Source organism: Neorhizobium descurainiae (assembly GCF_051400715.1).
Taxonomy (GTDB): Bacteria; Pseudomonadota; Alphaproteobacteria; order Rhizobiales; family Rhizobiaceae; genus Neorhizobium.
Map to the genome: position 1 here is coordinate 97,502 of NZ_JBLFFK010000017.1, position 19,319 is coordinate 116,820.

Genomic DNA, 19,319 nt, shown 5'->3' on the forward strand with positions numbered 1-19,319 from the left:
CGGTCTTCATGACCGGTTAACCGTGGTGTTGGTCGGGTATTTCTTTTCCAAAAGAGGCGGGAATAAGGAGGCTTTTGCTCAAAAATAGGAATTTAGCCGCCTAAAAGGCTAATTCTCGTTAACCTTTTTGGAGAGGGGTGAGTAGAATTTACTACTTGGGTGCCGAGGTCTCGCTGGAAGCGGTAGCGGTTTTGCCCTCAGCGGTACACGCGGAAGCCGGTCTGAGAGGGATGAATGTTCTGAGTGGAAGCAGGAGCAGCCTGCGTTTGTACCCAACGCAATCGGACCGCCACACCCCCCTCTGTCCTGCCGGACATCTCCCCCTCAAGGGGGGAGATCACAAGCGGCAAGCTCTTCCTGCCAAATCGATGATGTGCCGGGTAGCGGCGTTTGTTGTTTGGGGAAGCCCGTGCGCCCATCCGATCTCCCCCCTTGAGGGGGAGATGCCCGGCAGGGCAGAGGGGGGTACCACAAGGAAAATCAATGCCTTGAAAAAACCGGCAGAAAAAATCACCTCCGTTCATCCCCGTCCATCAAACCCGTGCCATGCTTTGCTCGTTCCGTTTCGGCTACACCGGATGCGCATCGCCGGCGAGACGGGACCGGTGCCCTGGCGGTCTGCCGTTGATGCAGGCGGGTTGTCGGGGGCTGCGCAGAAAATGGTCCCCCTCCCGTCTTAAGGCGGGGCGTGCGTGTGTCGCACACAACCCGGTATGGCATCCGCAAGGACATAAGACCATACCGCCGCAGAGGGACCGGAGTTGCGCGGAAAAACTGACCGAACGGGACACGTCGCGTGTCACATATAAAAATTCAATACGAGGCACACGACGTGTCCCGGCCGAAACTGAAAATAACCAAGATCGCCAAGGGCGGATTCTGCCTTTTTGAATGCCGCGCGCGCCTGGCGCATAACCCGCCGTCACCTGAAATTACCGGGGGAGCCATCATGCCCGTTCTCCGGAATTGCGTTGAAACGAAGTGAGCCCTTGATTGCACCCCGTCACCTGTGCATAAGCCCGCCCGTTAGCTACATGGCCCGCGGGGCGTAATCGCCGGAGACGTTCAAACCTCCCGGAGTTGCGCAATTCCCAAGGCCTGGGGCCTTCCACCAGCCTGTTCGAGGACGATATGAACACTTTCAAACCGCTTGTCTTTTCCGGCGTTCAGCCGACCGGCAATCTCCATCTCGGCAATTACCTCGGCGCGATTCGCAAGTTCGTGGCGCTGCAGGAGAACAACGACTGCATCTATTGCGTCGTCGATCTGCATGCGATCACGGCCCAGCTCGTGCACGACGACCTGCGCGGCCAGATCCGCTCGATCGCCGCCGCCTTCATCGCTTCGGGCATCGACCCGAGGAAGCATATCGTCTTCAACCAGTCGGCCGTGCCGCAGCACGCGGAACTCGCCTGGGTCTTCAACTGCGTCGCCCGCATCGGCTGGATGAACCGCATGACCCAGTTCAAGGACAAGGCCGGCAAGGACCGCGAGAACGCCTCGCTCGGCCTGCTCGCCTATCCGAGCCTGATGGCGGCCGACATCCTCGTATACCGCGCCACCCACGTGCCGGTCGGCGACGACCAGAAGCAGCATTTGGAGCTTGCCCGCGACATCGCCCAGAAGTTCAACATCGACTTCCAGGAGAAGATCAGGGCAACCGGCACCGGCGTCGACATGGTCGTCGGCGAGGAACCGATCCATGGCTATTTCCCGCTGGTCGAGCCGCTGATCGAGGGCCCGGCGCCGCGCGTCATGTCGCTGCGCGACGGCACCAAGAAGATGTCGAAGTCCGACCCGTCCGATCTCTCCCGCATCAACCTGATGGACGATCCCGACGAGATCGCCAAGAAGATCCGCAAGGCGAAAACCGATCCGGAAGGCCTGCCGGGCGAGGTGGAGGGGCTCAAGGACCGGCCGGAAGCCGACAACCTCGTCGGCATCTATGCCGCGCTCGCCGACAGGACCAAGGCCGACGTGCTTACCGAATTCGGCGGACGGCAGTTCTCGGTCTTCAAGCCGGCGCTTGCCGATCTTGCCGTGCACGTGCTCTCGCCGATCACCTCCGAGATGCGCCGCCTGATGGACGACACGAGCCATATCGACGGGATCCTCAGGGATGGCGGCGAGCGGGCCCGCGCCCGGGCCGAAAAGGTGATGGCGGACGTCTTCGACATCGTCGGCTTCCTGCGGTGACCTCAGCCCGCTTTTCTTGGGGCGTCATCCTCGGGCTTGTCCCGAGGATCTGCCGCGCGTCAGTTATATCGAACCGACGCAGATGCTCGGGACAAGCCCGAGCATGACGGCTCGGCAACGAACCACCGCAATATCTTCGTGGGTTTTCATTTTCTGCCGAACGCTCTAAATTCCGCATCACGACTGCTTCGGTCGAGTACGTGCTAGATAGGGGGCGGGCATGGTTTCGAAACGGCTTTCGCGGCTTGAAGGACACCGGCGCAAGTTCATGGCCGTCATCGATGCCACGCCGGAATGCGAAAAGGCGGTCCATTATGCGGGCCGCCGCGCCAAGAACTCCAACGGCGGCCTGGTTCTCCTCTTCGTGATCCCCGAAGGGGATTTCCAGCAATGGCTGGGTGTCGAGCAGATCATGCGCGCCGAGGCCCGCGAGGAGGCCGAAGCGGTCATGGCCAAGGCGGCGCAGAAGGTGCGCGAGACGATCGGCATCGATCCCGAGATCGTCATCCGCGAAGGCAGCGCCACCGAGCAGATCAACCAGCTGGTCGAGGAGGACCGGGATATCGCGATCCTGGTTCTGGCGGCGGCCTCCGCCAAGGAAGGGCCGGGGCCGCTGGTTTCCGCCGTCGCCGGCCGCGCGGCCGCTTTTCCCATCCCCGTCACCGTGCTTCCTGATACACTGACCGACGAGGAAATCGACGCGCTTTGCTGAAGTGCTCTTGACCCGGAAAGGGCAAAGGCGCACTTGAACGAAAAGCTGATAAGGCTTATCTTCTTTTGAAGAATTCTAAATTTGCAAGGCGCGCTTTAGCCCAGGCAAGCCCAGGAGAGACGAGATGTTCATTCAGACGGAAGCCACGCCCAATCCGGCGACGCTCAAGTTCCTGCCCGGCAAGGTGGTCATGGAGCGCGGAACCGCGGATTTCCGCAATGCCGGCGAGGCGGAAGCCTCTCCGCTCGCCTCCCGTCTCTTCGCGATCAACGGGGTGACCGGCGTCTATTTCGGCTACGATTTCATCACCGTCACGAAGGACAGTGCAGAGTGGCAGCACCTGAAGCCGGCGATCCTCGGTTCGATCATGGAGCATTTCATGTCCGGCCAGCCGGTCATGGGCGGTTCCTCCACGCTTGCCGAGGCTTTCGACCAGGAAGGCGAGTTCTTCGACGAGGACGACGAAACTCTCGTCGCGACCATCAAGGAGCTGCTTGAGACCCGCGTCCGCCCGGCCGTCGCCCAGGATGGCGGCGACATCACTTTCAAGGGCTATCGCGACGGCACGGTCTACCTCAACATGAAGGGTGCATGCTCCGGCTGCCCGTCGTCCACGGCGACGCTGAAGCACGGCGTGCAGAACCTGCTGCGCCATTTCGTCCCGGAAGTTCAGGCGGTCGAGGCTCTCTAAGGTCCGGCAGCCCCGTTTATGATCGTTTTGGCCATCGATACCGCCGGAGTGGATTGCTCCGCCGCGCTCTATGACGGTGCGGCGGGCAAAGTGCTTTCCGCGGTCACCGAAACGATCGGCAAGGGGCATGCCGAGCGGCTGATGGCGGTGATCGACCAGGCGCTCGCCGCCGCCAATCTTCAGCTCGCCGCCGTCGGACGGATTGCCGTCGTCGTCGGCCCAGGCTCCTTCACCGGCATTCGCGTCGGTGTCGCGGCGGCGCGGGGTCTTGCCCTTGCGCTCGGCGTCGGATCGGTGGGCGTGACGACGCTCGAGGTTCTGGCGCGGAGCCATCTGGCTGGGCATCCCGGCCGGCCGGTGGTCGCCGCCATGGATGCCAAGCGCAACGAGGTCTATGCCCAGGCCTTTTCCGCTGAGGGCTTCCCCTTGAGCGAACCTGCTGCGCTTTCGCCGGAAGAAGTCTCCAGGCTGATCGCCTCCCTTTCCGCTGCGGCAACAGGGTCCTGGGTGGAGCACTCCCCTGCCAAGGGAGAGGCCGCGTTCGAGGGGCGGGACCGTTTCGATATCGCCATGGTCGCCCGCATCGGCGCGGAAAAACCTGAAGGTGCGGACCGGCCAAAACCGTTGTATCTTCGCGGACCCGATGCGAAACCGCAAACCGGATTCGCCCTTGCCCGTGAATGACCGATGCTTGACGATTATCTGAGCTGGAAACCGTTTTTCGAAGTCGTGCCGATCGAGATTGCCGATTGCGCGGAAATATCCGAATTGCATGGCTCGCGTTTCCCGCGGCAGTGGAGCGACGGCGAGTTCCAGAACCTGCTTCTGCAGCACAATGTCTTCGGTTTCGCGGCGCGTCAGACCAATGCTTTCTTTTCGAAACCGCTCGGCGGTTTCGTGCTGTCCCGGGAAGCGGCCGGCGAAGCGGAAATTCTGACCGTCGCCGTCAACGAGAAATTCGGCCGCCAGGGTCTCGGCTGGCGCCTCATGCAGGCAGCCCTGCGGGAGGCTGCGGCACGCGGCGGCGAGCGCATGTTTCTCGAGGTCGAGGCGGAGAATCGGGCGGCAGTTGAGCTCTACCGCAAGCTCGGATTCGTGAAGGTCGGCGAGCGGCCGGCCTATTACACCGGCCCGGACGGAGCGCGATCCGCGGCGCTTGTCATGAGCCGCGTTCTTCGCTAGTCCGTTGTTTTGCACTGGAACGTTTCGAAGGCCAAAACGACATGACAGACCTTTCCAAAACCCTGGAGGAGCTGTGTGCCGAAAAAGGCATGCGAATGACGGACCAGCGCCGCGTCATTGCCCGCATTCTCCAGGAATCCGACGACCATCCGGATGTCGAGGAGCTCTACCGCCGCTCCTCCAGGGTCGATCCGCGCATCTCGATTTCCACCGTCTACCGCACGGTGAAACTGTTCGAGGACGAGGGAATCATCGAACGGCACGATTTCCGTGACGGCCGCTCGCGTTATGAGACGGTGCCGGAAGAACATCACGACCACATGATCGATCTCAATACCGGCAATGTCATCGAATTCCGCTCGGCGGAGATCGAGGCGCTGCAGGAGCGTATCGCCCGCGAGCACGGCTTCCGTCTCGTCGGCCACCGGCTGGAGCTTTACGGCATCCCGCTGGATAAGGACGATAAGTGATCACCTGGGTTCGGATCGGCATCGTCATCGTCGTCCTTTTCGCGGTCACGCTGATCATCCTGCCGTTCCAGTTGATCGGTCTTGCCTTTGACCTGAAGATCCGCCGCTATCTCCCGCGCTACTGGCACCGCACGGCCTGCTTCCTGCTCGGCATCCGCATCCACGTCCATGGAAGGATCGAGCGCCGCCGGCCGCTGATGCTCGCCTCCAATCATGTCTCCTGGAAGGATATCCTTGTGCTCGGCGCGATCGCCGACGTCGTCTTCATCGCCAAGATGGAAGTTTCGGAATGGCCGATCTTCGGCACGCTCGCCAAGCTGCAGAAGAGCATTTTCGTGGTCCGCGAACAGAAGCGCCGCACCGGCGAGCAGGTGAACGAGATCGCCGAGCGCATGAAGGCCGGCGAGATCGTCGTGCTCTTCCCGGAAGGCACCACGTCGGACGGCAACCGGCTCCTGGAGGTGAAGTCCTCGCTCTTCGGCGCGGCCGCCGCCGCCGTCCCCCATACGAAGGAGGGCATCGTCCACATCCAGCCCGTGGCGATCGCCTATACCCGAGTCCATGGCATGGCGATGGGCCGCTATCACCGGCCGATCGCCGCCTGGCCGGGCGATATCGAACTCGGCCCGCATCTGCTCGGCGTCCTGAAGGAAGGCGCGCTCGACGTGGACGTGGCCTTCGGCGAAACGGTCGATTTCCGCGCCGGGGACAACCGCAAGCATCTGAGCCAGAGGGTGACGAACCAGCTCCGCCGCATGCTGGTGAGGCACCTGCGCGGCCGGGATTACGATCAGAGCTGAAACAAGCAACGGCAGTCGAGTTCGTGTGGCCCCCCATCCGCCTGCCGGCACCTTCTCCCCGACGGGGAGAAGAGGGAATGCCGCGACGTCTCCGTTCCTCCTCTCCCCTCGGGGGTCCGGAGGACGGGACGGGGCCGTCGACCCGTCCCGGTTGGTGGCCGAGCAAAGCGGAGGCCGGGTGAGGGGCCTACCCGCTCTCTTGATTGGTGGAGGGACGAGCTTGCCCCAATGCCCTCATCAGGAAACGCTTCATTTCCCGGCTTTCTTGGGGTATGGAAGCGCCCATGAACGAACACGTCTCCCTTTCCGCCACTGCTGCCCCTGGGGCCGAAGAGGCTGTCCAGCGCCTGAACGGCCGCCCCAATACGCGGAAGGTCTTCATCAAGACCTACGGCTGCCAGATGAATGTCTATGACTCGACCCGCATGAGCGATGCGCTGGCGGGCGACGGTTACGTCACGACGGAAGACATGGGCGAGGCGGACCTGATCCTCCTCAACACCTGCCATATCCGCGAAAAGGCGGCCGACAAGGTCTATTCGGCGCTCGGCCGCCTGCGCGAGATGAAGAAGGACCGTGCCGCCGAAGGCAGGGAGCTGATGATCGGCGTCACCGGCTGCGTCGCCCAGGCGGAAGGCGAGGAGATCCTGCGCCGCTCGCCGGCCGTCGACGTGGTGATCGGACCCCAGACCTACCACCGCCTGCCGGAAGCGCTGAGGCGCGCCCGCGCCGGAACCCGTGTGGTCGACACGGAATATGCCGTCGAGGACAAGTTCGAGCACCTGCCGGCGACCGAGAAGGCGAAAATCCGCTCCCGCGGCGTCACGGCGTTCCTGACCGTGCAGGAAGGCTGTGACAAGTTCTGCACCTTCTGCGTCGTACCCTATACCCGCGGTTCGGAAGTCTCCCGCCCGGTCCGGCAGATCCTCGACGAGGCGGAGCGCCTGGTCGAGGGCGGCGTGCGCGAGATCACGCTGCTCGGCCAGAACGTCAATGCCTGGCGCTCGGCCGGCCCGACCGGCGGCGAATGGGGCCTCGGCGACCTGCTTTACCGGCTCGCGGAAATTCCGGGTCTCGCCCGGCTGCGCTACACGACCAGCCATCCGCGGGACATGGACGACCGGCTGATCGCGGCGCATCGCGATCTGCGTGCCCTGATGCCCTATCTGCATCTGCCGGTGCAGGCGGGGTCCGACCGCATCCTGAAAGCCATGAACCGCCGCCACACGGCCGCCGAATATCTCCGCCTCATCGAGCGCATCCGGGAGGCCCGGCCGGACATCGCCATGTCGGGCGATTTCATCGTCGGCTTTCCGGGCGAGACCGACAAGGATTTCGAGGACACGCTCCGCATCGTCGAGGATGTGAACTACGCCCAGGCCTTCTCCTTCAAATATTCCACCCGCCCCGGCACGCCCGGCGCGGAGCTTTCCGACCAGGTACCGGAAGAGGTGAAGGCCGAACGGCTCGAAAGATTGCAGGCGCTGCTCTTGAAACAGCAGGCGGAGTTCTCCAAATCCTGCATTGGGAAGGTCATCGAGCTGTTGCTGGAGAAGCCCGGCCGCATGCCGGGTCAGGTGATCGGGCGTTCGCCCTGGCTGCAGTCCGTGAATGTTGATGCAAAAGCATCGCAAATCGGTGACATTATCCAAGTACGAATCATCGGAACCGGCCCCAACAGCTTGTTTGCCGAACCGGCAGGAAGTTTAATAGGAGCCCAGAATTACTGAGGAGCGAGCCTGCTTGAACGGACGTGAATTGGTTTCCTCATCTGCGCGCCAACCCCGTTCCGCCGCGACCGACGCCAATCACTTCGTCCTGACGTTCGAGAACAACAGGTTCGCGGGCGAGCTTTTTGGCCAGTTCGATCAGAACCTGAAGCTGCTGGAAGAGCGGCTCCATATCGATGCGCGGCCGCGCGGCAATTCGGTCGCTATCTCCGGCGATGTGACGGCCACCAACCAGGCGCGCCGGGCGCTCGATTTCCTTTATGAGCGGCTTCAGAAGGGCGGTTCGGTCGAAACGTCCGACGTCGAAGGCGCGATCCGCATGGCGCAGGCCGCGGACGACCAGCTCACCCTCCCCACTCTGGAGCGCAAAGCAAAGCTTTCGATGGCGCAGATTTCCACCCGCAAGAAGACGATCGCGGCCCGCACGCCGACGCAGGACGCCTATATTCGGGCGCTGGAACGGTCCGAGCTCGTCTTCGGCGTCGGCCCGGCCGGCACCGGCAAGACCTATCTCGCCGTCGCCCATGCCGCCCAGCTTCTGGAGCGCGGCGCGGTCGATCGCATCATCCTGTCGCGTCCCGCCGTCGAGGCCGGCGAGCGCCTGGGCTTCCTGCCGGGCGACATGAAGGAGAAGGTCGATCCCTATCTCCGGCCGCTTTATGACGCGCTCTACGACATGATTCCGGGCGACAAGGTGGAGCGGGCGATCACCGCCGGCGTCATCGAGATCGCGCCGCTCGCCTTCATGCGCGGCCGGACGCTCGCGAATGCCGCCGTCATCCTCGACGAGGCGCAGAACACCACGTCGATGCAGATGAAGATGTTCCTGACCCGCCTCGGCGAGAATGCCCGGATGATGGTCACCGGCGATCCGAGCCAGGTGGACCTGCCGCGCGGCGTCAAGTCCGGCCTGGTCGAGGCGCTGCAGATATTGAAGGGCGTCGAAGGCATTTCGGTGGTCCGCTTCAAGGACACGGACGTCGTCCGCCATCCGCTGGTCGGCCGCATCGTTCAGGCTTACGACGCGCAATATGCCGTCCATGAGGAAAGCGAGGACCTCGACCGCTGAAGGTCGAGACCGAAGCTCATGTCCAAGCTCGACATACAGATCACGGTGGAAAACGAGGGATGGCCCGATGAGTCCGCCCTTCTCCTGCTGAGCGAAAGGGCATTGGGCACGGCGGCGGACCTGCTGGCGGATGAGGAAGGGCAGCCTTTTCCGCAGACGGCGCCGGAACTGTCGCTGGTCTTCACCGACGACGCCTCGATCCAGGAGATCAATGCCGAATGGCGCGGCAAGGACAAGCCGACCAACGTGCTCTCCTTTCCCGCCTTTCCGCTCGAACCGGGCGGGATGCCCGGGCCGATGCTCGGCGATATCGTCATCGCCCGCGAGACCGTCGGGCGCGAGGCGGTTGATCTCGACAAGAGTTTCGAGGATCATCTGACCCATCTGCTCGTCCACGGTTTCCTGCATTTGTTCGGCTACGACCACATGGAAACCGGCGAGGCGGAAAGAATGGAAGCGCTGGAGACTCGCATTTTGGCGGTGCTCGGCCTATCTGACCCCTATGCGGGACAGGACCCGATAGTATAGTATTGGAACCATGAACGATTTATCGAGCAATGTTGCCCGAGAGGGCAAGGACGCCGACTCCACGTCTTCGGAAGAGGGCAGTAGTCCGTCACGAGCGGAAACCCCAAGTAGACAAAGCTCTTTCTGGTCGCGCGCCTTGAGGCTGCTCCGCCCGTCCCAGGGGGAGAAGCTCCGCGAGGATCTCGCCGACGCGCTGATGACCGATGCCAATGTCAGCAATGCCTTTTCGCCCGAAGAGCGGGCGATGCTGCACAATATCCTGCGTTTCCGCGAGGTCCGGGTCGAGGACCTCATGGTGCCGCGCGCCGATATCGAGGCGGTCGACATGACCATGACCATCGGCGAGCTGCTCATCCATTTCGAGGAGACGGGCCGCTCCCGCATGCCGGTCTATTCGGACACGCTCGACGATCCGCGCGGCATGGTGCACATCCGCGACCTGCTTTCCTATCTCGCCAAGCAGGCGCGCAACAAGCGCCGGACGAGCGCGAGGGCCGCCCCGTCGCAGCCGATGCCGCTTGCCACCGACAAGCCGGAAAAGCCGGAAAAGCCGGAAAAGGCCGTCCGCGTGCCGCGGCCTGCCTTCGACCTCGGCCGGGTCGATCTCGAACAGACGGTCGCGGAAGCCGGGCTGATCCGCAAGATCCTGTTCGTGCCGCCTTCCATGCTGGCGTCCGACCTGCTGCAGAGCATGCAGGCGGCGCGCACCCAGCTTGCGCTCGTCATCGACGAATACGGCGGCACCGACGGCCTGGTCACCCATGAGGATATCGTCGAAATGGTCATCGGCGATGTCGAGGACGAGCACGACGACGAGGAAGTCATGTTTTCCCGCGCCGGCGAGGATGTCTTCGTGGCCGATGCCCGCATCGAGCTGGAAGAGATCGCCGCGGCGATCGGCCCCGATTTCGACATCAGGGACCGGCTCGAGGACGTCGATACCCTCGGCGGCCTGATCTTCTCCGCGCTCGGCCGCATTCCCGTGCGCGGCGAGGTGGTGCAGGCGGTGCCCGGTTTCGAATTCCAGATCCTGGAGGCCGATCCGCGGCGCATCAAGCGCGTGCGCATCATGCGCAAGCGGACGCTCGCCCGCCGCCGCCAGAAGGAAGGCGAGGTACTGCTCAGCGACCACACGCCGGCTGCCCTGCTGCCGCCGCCTCCCAAGGTTCCGGATGCCGACCGGCCCAGCCAATGATCCGGCAGATGGCTGCGCCCCTTTGACCTCACGACAAGTCCGCCGTTTTTTGGAAGACTGCGGCGGCTGATTCGGGGCAGAAGGGGAAATCCATGGAGCGGCTTGCGGGCAGGATCATGCTTCTCTGGGGCTTTCCACGCGCCATAGTCGCGTTTCTTGCCGGCGCCGCCGGCGCGCTGGCGCTGCCGCCCTTCGGCTTCTTTGCGGCGCTTTCCATCTCCTTCACGCTGCTCGTCTGGCTGATGGACGGTTCGACCGGCAATCCCGACGGCGGCGTCTGGGCGCGACTTCGCTCCGCTTTCTGGGTCGGCTGGGTTTTCGGCTTCGGCTATTTCGTGGCGAGCCTCTGGTGGCTCGGCAACGCGCTCCTGGTGGAAGCCGACGAGTTCGCCTGGGCGCTGCCGCTCGCGGTGCTCGGCCTGCCGGCCTATCTCGCACTCTTCTATGGCCTCGCGACCGCGCTCGCCCGCATCCTTTGGTCGGACGGCTTCGGGCGGATCGCGGCGCTCGCCTTCGGCTTCGGCGTCGCCGAATGGCTGCGCGGCATCGTCGCCACGGGCTTTCCCTGGAACGCGGTGGGATACGGCGCCATGCCGATGCCGCTGATGATGCAGTCGGCGGCCGTGCTCGGCATTTTCGGCGTGACCGTTCTTGCCGTCTTCGTCTTTTCGGCCCCGGCGCTGATCGGCACGAGAAAGGGCATGCGCACCGGCCTGACGCTCGCGTCGCTGCTGTTCTGCGCCCATCTCGGCTATGGCGCCTACCGGCTCCATGTCGCCGACGCCGTTCCAGTGGCACCCGCCGAGGGGCAGACGACCGTGCGCATCGTCCAGCCGGCGATCGACCAGGCCCGCAAGCTGGACGATGCGGAACGCGCGGCGATCTTCGAGGAGCATCTGGCGCTCTCCGCCCTGCCGCCCGAAAACGGGGGCAAGCGGCCGGACATCGTCGTCTGGCCGGAAACCTCCGTACCCTTCATCATCACCCAGAACCCGGATGCGCTGACCCGCATCGCCGAAGTCCTTCAGGACGGTCAGGTCCTCGTCACCGGGGCGGTGCGGTCGGAAGATGCCGGTGCCGGTTTTGCGCCCCGGTTCTACAATTCCATCTATGTGATCGACGGCGAGGGCCAGATCGTCTCCGCATCGGACAAGGTGCATCTCGTCCCGTTCGGCGAATACGTGCCCTATGAAGACCTGCTGCGCAGTCTCGGCATTTCCGACGCCATCGCCATGCCGGGCGGCTTCACCGCAGCCCCGGCGCGCGCCCTGCTGACGCTGCCGGGCGGCAGGACCTTCTATCCGCTGATCTGCTACGAGGCGATCTTCCCGGACGAGATCGGCGACGACGTGAAGCGGACGAGCGCCCTTCTCAACGTCACCAACGACGGCTGGTTCGGGGCGACGCCGGGTCCCTATCAGCATTTTCAGCAGGCCCGGATCCGCGCCGTCGAAAACGGCCTGCCGCTGATTCGCGGCGCCAATACGGGCATTTCGGCCGTTGTCGATCCCTACGGAAGGCTAATAAGGGGTGTCGGCTACAATCAAAAAGGTGTGATGGACGCAACTATGGAGAGTGGCCCGGTTCCGCATTGGGGCAGGAGCGCCCGTGAGAGGTACTTCTGGTTGGTGCTGATGTCTATGTTGTTGATTGCAGTCGTCTCGCGTGTGGGTTTTAATTTCCGGACGAATTGACCGAAAACCCCTAAAATTGCATAGTGGTGTCAGCCTTTCGTCTCGACTTATGCTTCACACGTTGAGCCTATTGTGACCAACCGCGCGAAGTGTAGCTCCACACGCAGACCGGGTTGTGAGGATTGAACAGAAACTTCGTCAGGACATCGCTATGATTGAAAACAAGAAGAAGCCGAACCCGATAGACATCCATGTCGGGAGCAGGATTCGCCTTCGCCGGACAATGCTCGGGATGAGCCAGGAAAAGCTGGGTGAAAGCCTTGGCATTACCTTCCAGCAGATTCAGAAATACGAGAAGGGCACGAACCGCGTCGGCGCCAGCCGCCTGCAGAACATTTCCAGCATTCTCAACGTTCCGGTTTCCTTCTTCTTCGAGGACGCTCCGGGCGAGCAGTCGGGCAATCCGGGCGGCATGGCGGAAGCCTCGAGCTCGAACTACGTGGTCGATTTCCTCTCTTCCTCCGAGGGCCTGCAGCTCAACCGGGCTTTCGTGAAGATTTCCGATCCGAAGGTGCGCCGGCGCGTGGTCGATCTCGTCAAGGCGCTCGCCGCGGATGCCGAGGTCGAATGAGGCGAAGGAAGCATTCTCGTGGAAAGCGGCCCCAGGGCCGCTTTTTTCTTGCCTTCTTTTTTCTGCGCCTTCTGTTGCGAGAAGGTTGTGATTGTACACATAAAGATATATTTATGTCGTTGTGCGCTTGTTTTTGTCGACGGAAATCACTAACACAGGCGCGTTCGTTTCTTTGAGGGGAATCCCGTAATGCGCGCAAGTTACCTGTTCACCAGCGAGTCCGTAGCCGAGGGCCATCCGGACAAGGTTTGTGACCGTATTTCCGATGAAATCGTGGATCTTGTGTACCGTGAGGCGGCCAAGAGCGGCATCGATCCGTGGACGGTGCGCATCGCCTGCGAGACGCTTGCGACCACCAACCGCGTGGTCATCGCCGGCGAGGTGCGTCTGCCGCCGAGCCTGATGAAGAAGGACAAGGACGGCAAGGACGTCATCAATCCTTCGAAGTTCAAGTCGGCTGCCCGCAAGGCGATCCGCGACATCGGCTACGAGCAGGACGGCTTCCACTGGAAGACGGCGAAGATCGACGTGCTCCTGCACTCCCAATCCGCCGACATCGCCCAGGGCGTTGACAGCGCCGCCGACCAGCAGGGCGACGAGGGCGCCGGCGACCAGGGCATCATGTTCGGTTACGCCTGCAAGGAAACGCCGGACCTCATGCCGGCACCGATCTACTACTCCCACAAGATCCTGCAGCTCCTCGCCGCCGCCCGCAAGAAGGGCGAAGGCGACGCCGGCAAGCTCGGCCCGGATGCGAAGAGCCAGGTGACCGTCCGTTACGACGGCGGCAAGCCGGCCTGCGTCGACTCGATCGTTCTCTCCACCCAGCACCTCGACGGAAGCTGGGACTCCAAGAAGGTTCGTGCGGTCGTCGAACCCTATATCCGCGAAGCGCTCGGCGATCTCCCGATCGACAAGGACTGCAAGTGGTACATCAATCCCACCGGCAAGTTCGTCATCGGCGGTCCGGATGGTGACGCGGGCCTCACTGGCCGCAAGATCATCGTCGACACCTATGGCGGCGCAGCACCGCATGGCGGGGGCGCCTTCTCCGGCAAGGACACGACCAAGGTCGATCGTTCCGCCGCCTATGCCGCCCGTTATCTGGCAAAGAACGTCGTTGCCGCAAGCCTTGCCGACCGCTGCACGATCCAGCTCTCCTACGCGATCGGCATCGCCCAGCCGCTGTCGATCTATGTCGACCTGCACGGCACCGGCAAGGGCGTGACGGAAGACCAGATCGAAGCCGCGATCCGCAAGGTCATGGACCTGTCGCCGTCCGGCATCCGCCGTCACCTCGACCTCAACAAGCCGATCTACGCCAAGACCTCCGCTTACGGCCACTTTGGACGCAAGGCCGGCCGCGACGGTTCCTTCTCCTGGGAGAAGACCGACCTCGTGAAGCCGCTCAAGGACGCTCTGAAGGAAGAGACGCTGAAGGCAGCCTGATCGGGCCTTTACGGACCGCTCAAGAAAACTGTAAAGCGGGTGCCTCCTGGAGGAGACGCCCGCTTTATCATGAGAGAAGTGCCCATGACCGAACAGCAGCACCCGAGCCGCGCCACCGAAGCCTTCTTCGGACGTCGCAAGGGAAAGCCGCTGCGTGAGCGGCAGGCGGAAGGTCTGGCAACGCTGCTGCCGGCGTTGAAGCTCGATCTTGAAGCGCCCGCGCCCGCGAGGCTTTCAGAACTCTTTCCTGTTCCGGTGGAGGAACTGCGGCTGGAGATCGGCTTCGGCGGCGGCGAACATCTCGTCCATCGCGCGCAGGAAAGCCCGAAGACGGGCTTCATCGGCATCGAGCCCTTCGTCAATTCCATGGCGAAGCTTCTGACGCGCGTGGACGCGCTGGGTTTGAAGAACATCCGCGTTTATGACGACGACGCCACGCAGGTGCTGGACTGGCTGCCGGACGCGTCTCTCGACCGCATCGACCTGCTTTATCCGGACCCGTGGCCGAAGCGGAAACATTGGAAAAGGCGGTTCGTCTCCGCGGTCAATCTCGACCGCTTCCACCGCGTGCTGAAGCCGGAGGGACTGTTCTGCTTCGCGTCCGACATCGACACCTATGTCAACTGGACGCTGATCCATTGCCGCGATCACGGCGGATTCCAATGGCAGGCGGAACAATCGTCCGACTGGCTGACCCCCTTCGCCGGCTGGCCGGGGACGCGGTACGAGAACAAGGCCCGCCGTGAAGGCCGTTCCTCGGCCTATCTGACGTTTCGCAAGGTATAGGACCGGAAAGCGTCAGTGCAGGCTGACGGTTTTCAGGTCGTCTTCAGCAGCCTTGAAAAAGGTGCTGGAGCGGTTGTCGGTCAGAAGGATCGGCGTGCCGTCGGCGCCGAACAAGGCCCAGAGGTCGAGATTCGGATCGATTTCCGGGGCTTCGGGAAAGCAGCGGGACACTTCGTCCGACCGCATCTTGCGAATATATCCGACCTCTCCGGTGCCAAGATGGGCAAGTTCGGACTGCGACAAACGCGTATTCGCTTCTTTCAGGAGCATTCCAGCCTCCAGTATTGAGGACGCAACGGCATTAACGCTGTTGACCTACTGTGAGACGGAAATGTTAATTTTTCGCACCATGCGTTCCGGCTCCGGCCGGATCAGGTCGACGGAGAGAAGGCCGTTCTTCAGCGAGGCACCGGAAACCTGCATTCCGTCGGCGAGCACGAACACGCGCTGGAACTGGCGCGCCGCAATGCCGCGATAGAGATAATCCCGTTCGCCCTGTTCCACCTGGCGTCCGCGGATGACGAGCTGGTTTTCCTCGATCGTCACATCGAGCTCCGTTTCCGAGAAGCCGGCGACTGCAAGCGTGATCCTCAGCCGTTCGGGGGCGTCGGCATCCGCCCGGAGGCGCTCGATATTGTAGGGGGGATAGCCGTCGTTCGCCTTGGCAAGGCGTTCGAGGGTCTTTTCCATGGCGTCGAAGCCCAGAAGCAGCGGGCTTGCAAACGGCGTCATTCGGCTCATCGTCCAGTCCTTGCAGCAAGCGACCATATCGGCGTCCGAAATTCGGCCCGCCAACTCGAAAACTATATGGGGAGTTGCAGCGCCGACCGCAAGAATGCGGGCGGTCACGATCGCTCCGCGCGGGGCAGGTGGTATTTGACGAGGCGCAGGACTGTAGATCACGGCGATCGAGAACGGAACAACGGGCACCGGCAGGAGAAGAAAGCCGCCAGTTCCTAACCAAATGTGGAATACCTTCTGCCGCATATGTCTGCCGCAAACTCATTCGCGGAGTGTTGTGACAGACACTTATCGAAGGGGCAGTGCTGGCGATCCTGCCGCCAAAGTCAGGATCGCCAGCACTCATGGAGGAAACCGGCAGGGCCTCTTACGCTCGTTGAGAAACATACTCGGGAAACTGGGCCGCGCCGCGACTGAGAGCTTTCACCATCAACAGGCCATCGTCGAAATATCCATTCCTCGCGTAGAACTGGTGTGTACGCTCCCTGCCCAGAGCCATGGTGATGCGGATCACGGCGCATTCCGTCCGCTCTCCTTCCGCCTCAATCCATGCCATCAGCTTGCCGCCGATGCCTCGGCTGCGCAGCTTGCTGTCCACTACCACATGGTCCGCCTCGACATATTTGCCGCACCACAACTGGGTACCTGTCCAGAAACCCGATAGTCCCACCATCCGCTCATCGACGTATGCCGCAATGCAGCGGTAGTTGTTCTGCGCAAGCATGGCCGACAGCCGCTCGCGAACGGCACCTTCGCTAAGATGGCTCACCTGACTGTACAATGGAAAGATCGTCATCATCTGTTCGAGGCCAAACAGCTCGCGGATGGCTACTTTTTCCGACATAACACCCCCCCGTCCAGCGGTGGCAAAACTCCGGATTCAAGCGACAGTTGAATGCGAAGAATGCGCTGTGAGCGTATTTCCAGCAAGCAAAATCGCCTGAGGTGTTCATTCATCGAGCGGTTTCGGCATCGATATATGCTTGATGCTTGCATTCCACCTTTCGGTTAGAGACTGGGCCGGGGGCTGGAGGCTTTGAATTCCGATAAAAATGATCGCTCAGAATTCCTGCCAGTCGTCTGCTGGGGCGGCGGCTGCCGAACCGTAGCCAACGGCGGCCTTCGGGGCCGGTCTGGCGCGGGGTGCAGGCTGGCTTGCGACCGGCGCCCGCATGGTCTGGGCGACCTGGCGCAGCGCCTGCGGCGCGATCTGGACCCCGCCGGCATGCGCGGAGACGCGGAAGCGGGCAACCAGCGACTTCAATGTCTCCGCCTCGGTGCTCAGCACGGTGCTCGCGGCGGTGGTTTCCTCCACCATGGCTGCGTTCTGCTGGGTGACCTGGTCCATCTGGTTGACGGCGGAGTTGATCTCCTTGAGACCGGCCGCCTGTTCGCTGGCGGATGCCGAGATCTGCCGGATCAGTCCGTTGATCTGCATGACCTGCACGGCGATCTTCTGCAGCGTGTCGCCCGCCTTGCCGACCAGTTCCACGCCCTCGCCGACCTGAGTGGTCGAGGCGTTGATGAGCGCCTTGATCTCTTTGGCGGCATTGGCGGAGCGCTGGGCGAGCTCGCGCACTTCCTGGGCGACGACCGCGAAACCCTTGCCCGCCTCTCCGGCGCGGGCTGCCTCGACGCCGGCATTGAGCGCCAGCAGATTGGTCTGGAAGGCGATCTCGTCGATGACGCCGATGATGCGGGAGATTTCCTGCGAGGATTGGGCGATGCCCTGCATGGAGGCGACAGCCTTCTGCACAACTTCGCCGGACTTTTCCGCGTCGTCGCAGGCGAGATTGACCGTGGAGGCGGCAGAACCCGCGTTTTCGGCGCTGGAATTCACCTGTGCGGTGAGTTCGTTGAGGGCGGCCGCCGTTTCCTCCAGGCTCGATGCCTGCTGTTCGGTCCGGCGCGACAGGTCCTGCGCGCCGGCGGCGATTTCGCGGGTGCCGTTGCCGATGTTGTGGACGGTGGAATTGACGGTCGCGATCGTCTCCTCCAGGCTTTCCAGCGCCTTGTTGAAGTCGACCTTCAGCTTGGCATAGTCGCCCGGAAACTCGTCCGCTATGCGGTAGCCGAGATTGCCGGCGGAGAGTTCCGCCAAGCCCTTCGCGAGCGAGCCGACGACCCTTTGCTGCTGCTGGGCACTGGCTTCGCGTTCGCTTTCGGAGCGGCTGCGCTCGGTCTCGGCGGCGGAGCGCTGGGCCTCGGCCTCCGCTTCCAGACGGCGGCCATCGGCCAGCGTGTGGCGGAAGCCCTCGAGCGACTGGGCGAGCGTACCGATCTCGTCCGTGCGGGCCTGGCCTTCGACCGGCTGCTCGAAGCGGCGCTGGCTCAGGAGATCGACGCTGCCGAGGAGCGCGCCGAGGGGACGGCGCACGAAGACGCTGCTGCCGAGATAGAGCGTCGCGATACAGGCGCCGAGGACGATGAGGCCGCCGAGCACCATCATCAGGGTCTGGTCGTGAACCGGTGCCGTGATCACGCTCTGCGGCACATCGACGACAATGGCCCAGGTGGCGTTGAGATCCGGCACCGTGAAAGGATAGACGACGCGCTCATAGGGTTCGGCGGCATCGGTCGTCAGGTCGTGGAGCTGCGCGGGGGTGTTGGCTTTCAGCGCGGCGAGAGTTTCCGCCGCCTTTTCGCCCTCCACCGGTTTCATCAGCCTGTCCGGGCTGACCGGAACGATCCACTTGCCGCCCTGGGATATCAGCAGGACGCGGCCGGAGCCGAAGGGGCGAATGGCCTGCAGCTTCTTCGAAAGCGTGGCAAGCGAGACGTCGAGCCCCGAGACGCCGATGAGCCTCGTGCCGGAGAAGACCGGATAGGCGGCCGAGCTCATGGCGGTCGCATCGCCGGTCGTGCTCTCCACATAAGGCTGCGTCAGCGAGCCCTTTTTCGAATTCGCCGCGAGCGAATACCACTCCGCCTGGGTATCGATATCGAAGACGCTGTAGGCGATCTCGCCGGAACGGCTCTTGGTCCAATAGGGCGCGAGCTCGCCCTTCTTGTTGGCGCCCATCTCCTTGTTGCCGGCGAGTTCGGCATTCCTGCCGTCGAACGCGCCGGGCACTTCGGCGAACCAGCTCCCGTAGGCGAAGGCATTCTGCTCCAGATTGGCCTTCAGCGCGTCCGTCACCCCCTTGCGGTCGAGATAGCCGGCGGCATGGCCGCGGCCGATGACGCCGGCGATCGAGCGGGCCGCACCCGCGATCTGCCCCATGTCGACGGCCACCTCGTTGGCGATCGAACGGGCTTCGGCCTCGGCCTGCGCCATCGTGAGGGCCGCGACGCGGCCGCGTGTCTGAGAGATCAGGAAGAGGTTCGAAACGACGAGCACGGCGGCGATGGCCAGGCCCGTCACCAATATGAGCTTGGTGGAAAGGGATTTGATCTTCAGCGACAACATGGATTGCCTCGGATTGCGGATGGGGGAGTGCCCCCTCATGGGGCAATGCGCGAGACGGATGTCGTGGCCGAATCCCGGTTCCCGCGGGAGATATCC

Annotated in this window: 19 protein-coding genes; 15 read left to right on the top strand and 4 right to left on the bottom strand. The window is 63.0% G+C overall.

The genetic code is table 11. From position 1 onward, the window contains the following. The first annotated feature begins 1,131 nt into the window (after positions 1 to 1,131). From trpS to trmB, 15 genes are all read left to right on the top strand, one after another. Positions 1,132 to 2,196, top strand: a complete 1,065-nt coding sequence (trpS, locus tag ACMGE0_RS24315) for a tryptophan--tRNA ligase (protein ID WP_436818473.1) — start codon at positions 1,132 to 1,134, stop codon at positions 2,194 to 2,196. Between the two features lie 220 nt (positions 2,197 to 2,416). Next, positions 2,417 to 2,908, top strand: a complete 492-nt coding sequence (locus ACMGE0_RS24320) for a universal stress protein (RefSeq protein ID WP_436818474.1) — start codon at positions 2,417 to 2,419, stop codon at positions 2,906 to 2,908. Between the two features lie 124 nt (positions 2,909 to 3,032). After that, on the top strand, positions 3,033 to 3,599 hold the full coding sequence (locus tag ACMGE0_RS24325) for a NifU family protein (protein ID WP_436818475.1): 567 nt from the start codon (positions 3,033 to 3,035) through the stop codon (positions 3,597 to 3,599). Between the two features lie 18 nt (positions 3,600 to 3,617). Beyond that, positions 3,618 to 4,283 (top strand): tRNA (adenosine(37)-N6)-threonylcarbamoyltransferase complex dimerization subunit type 1 TsaB, encoded by a 666-nt coding sequence (gene tsaB / locus ACMGE0_RS24330; protein ID WP_436818476.1) that lies wholly within the window; start codon positions 3,618 to 3,620, stop codon positions 4,281 to 4,283. Positions 4,284 to 4,286: 3 nt separating this feature from the next. Next, positions 4,287 to 4,781 carry a GNAT family N-acetyltransferase gene (locus tag ACMGE0_RS24335; protein WP_436818477.1) on the top strand — a complete coding sequence of 165 codons (495 nt, stop codon included), beginning with the start codon at positions 4,287 to 4,289 and terminating at the stop codon, positions 4,779 to 4,781. Positions 4,782 to 4,822: 41 nt separating this feature from the next. After that, on the top strand, positions 4,823 to 5,251 hold the full coding sequence (locus ACMGE0_RS24340) for a Fur family transcriptional regulator (RefSeq protein ID WP_436818478.1): 429 nt from the start codon (positions 4,823 to 4,825) through the stop codon (positions 5,249 to 5,251). Next, positions 5,248 to 6,051: a lyso-ornithine lipid O-acyltransferase gene (olsA, locus tag ACMGE0_RS24345; RefSeq protein ID WP_436818479.1), complete on the top strand. Its 804-nt coding sequence runs from the start codon at positions 5,248 to 5,250 to the stop codon at positions 6,049 to 6,051. The genes ACMGE0_RS24340 and olsA overlap by 4 nt, the downstream gene beginning before the upstream one ends. A gap of 284 nt (positions 6,052 to 6,335) precedes the next feature. After that, on the top strand, positions 6,336 to 7,781 hold the full coding sequence (gene miaB / locus ACMGE0_RS24350; protein WP_436818480.1) for a tRNA (N6-isopentenyl adenosine(37)-C2)-methylthiotransferase MiaB: 1,446 nt from the start codon (positions 6,336 to 6,338) through the stop codon (positions 7,779 to 7,781). Between the two features lie 13 nt (positions 7,782 to 7,794). Further along, a complete protein-coding gene (locus ACMGE0_RS24355; RefSeq protein WP_436818481.1) occupies positions 7,795 to 8,850 on the top strand; it encodes a PhoH family protein in 1,056 nt (351 codons plus the stop codon). Between the two features lie 18 nt (positions 8,851 to 8,868). Then, on the top strand, positions 8,869 to 9,378 hold the full coding sequence (gene ybeY / locus ACMGE0_RS24360) for an rRNA maturation RNase YbeY (RefSeq protein ID WP_436818482.1): 510 nt from the start codon (positions 8,869 to 8,871) through the stop codon (positions 9,376 to 9,378). Between the two features lie 10 nt (positions 9,379 to 9,388). Next, positions 9,389 to 10,573, top strand: a complete 1,185-nt coding sequence (locus tag ACMGE0_RS24365) for a hemolysin family protein (protein ID WP_436818483.1) — start codon at positions 9,389 to 9,391, stop codon at positions 10,571 to 10,573. 92 nt (positions 10,574 to 10,665) lie between these two features. Next, positions 10,666 to 12,267 carry an apolipoprotein N-acyltransferase gene (gene lnt / locus ACMGE0_RS24370; RefSeq protein WP_436818484.1) on the top strand — a complete coding sequence of 534 codons (1,602 nt, stop codon included), beginning with the start codon at positions 10,666 to 10,668 and terminating at the stop codon, positions 12,265 to 12,267. 151 nt (positions 12,268 to 12,418) lie between these two features. After that, a complete protein-coding gene (locus ACMGE0_RS24375; protein ID WP_436818485.1) occupies positions 12,419 to 12,838 on the top strand; it encodes a helix-turn-helix domain-containing protein in 420 nt (139 codons plus the stop codon). Between the two features lie 189 nt (positions 12,839 to 13,027). Beyond that, positions 13,028 to 14,287, top strand: coding sequence for a methionine adenosyltransferase (gene metK, locus ACMGE0_RS24380; RefSeq protein WP_436818486.1), 1,260 nt, complete (start codon positions 13,028 to 13,030; stop codon positions 14,285 to 14,287). Between the two features lie 69 nt (positions 14,288 to 14,356). Beyond that, the gene (gene trmB, locus ACMGE0_RS24385) at positions 14,357 to 15,073 is read left to right on the top strand and encodes a tRNA (guanosine(46)-N7)-methyltransferase TrmB (RefSeq protein ID WP_436818487.1); all 717 of its coding nucleotides are present in this window, start codon (positions 14,357 to 14,359) and stop codon (positions 15,071 to 15,073) included. Positions 15,074 to 15,085: 12 nt separating this feature from the next. Here trmB and ACMGE0_RS24390 read toward each other — a convergent pair whose 3' ends face one another. The 4 genes from ACMGE0_RS24390 to ACMGE0_RS24405 all read right to left on the bottom strand — a co-directional run bounded on the left by ACMGE0_RS24390 (position 15,086) and on the right by ACMGE0_RS24405 (position 19,223). Beyond that, positions 15,086 to 15,343, bottom strand: a complete 258-nt coding sequence (locus ACMGE0_RS24390) for a BQ00720 family protein (RefSeq protein ID WP_436818488.1) — start codon at positions 15,341 to 15,343, stop codon at positions 15,086 to 15,088. Positions 15,344 to 15,388: 45 nt separating this feature from the next. After that, on the bottom strand, positions 15,389 to 15,814 hold the full coding sequence (locus ACMGE0_RS24395; RefSeq protein ID WP_436818520.1) for an Hsp20 family protein: 426 nt from the start codon (positions 15,812 to 15,814) through the stop codon (positions 15,389 to 15,391). Between the two features lie 367 nt (positions 15,815 to 16,181). Further along, positions 16,182 to 16,658 (bottom strand): GNAT family N-acetyltransferase, encoded by a 477-nt coding sequence (locus ACMGE0_RS24400; RefSeq protein ID WP_436818489.1) that lies wholly within the window; start codon positions 16,656 to 16,658, stop codon positions 16,182 to 16,184. 216 nt (positions 16,659 to 16,874) lie between these two features. Next, positions 16,875 to 19,223: a methyl-accepting chemotaxis protein gene (locus tag ACMGE0_RS24405; protein WP_436818490.1), complete on the bottom strand. Its 2,349-nt coding sequence runs from the start codon at positions 19,221 to 19,223 to the stop codon at positions 16,875 to 16,877. Positions 19,224 to 19,319: the final 96 nt, after the last annotated feature.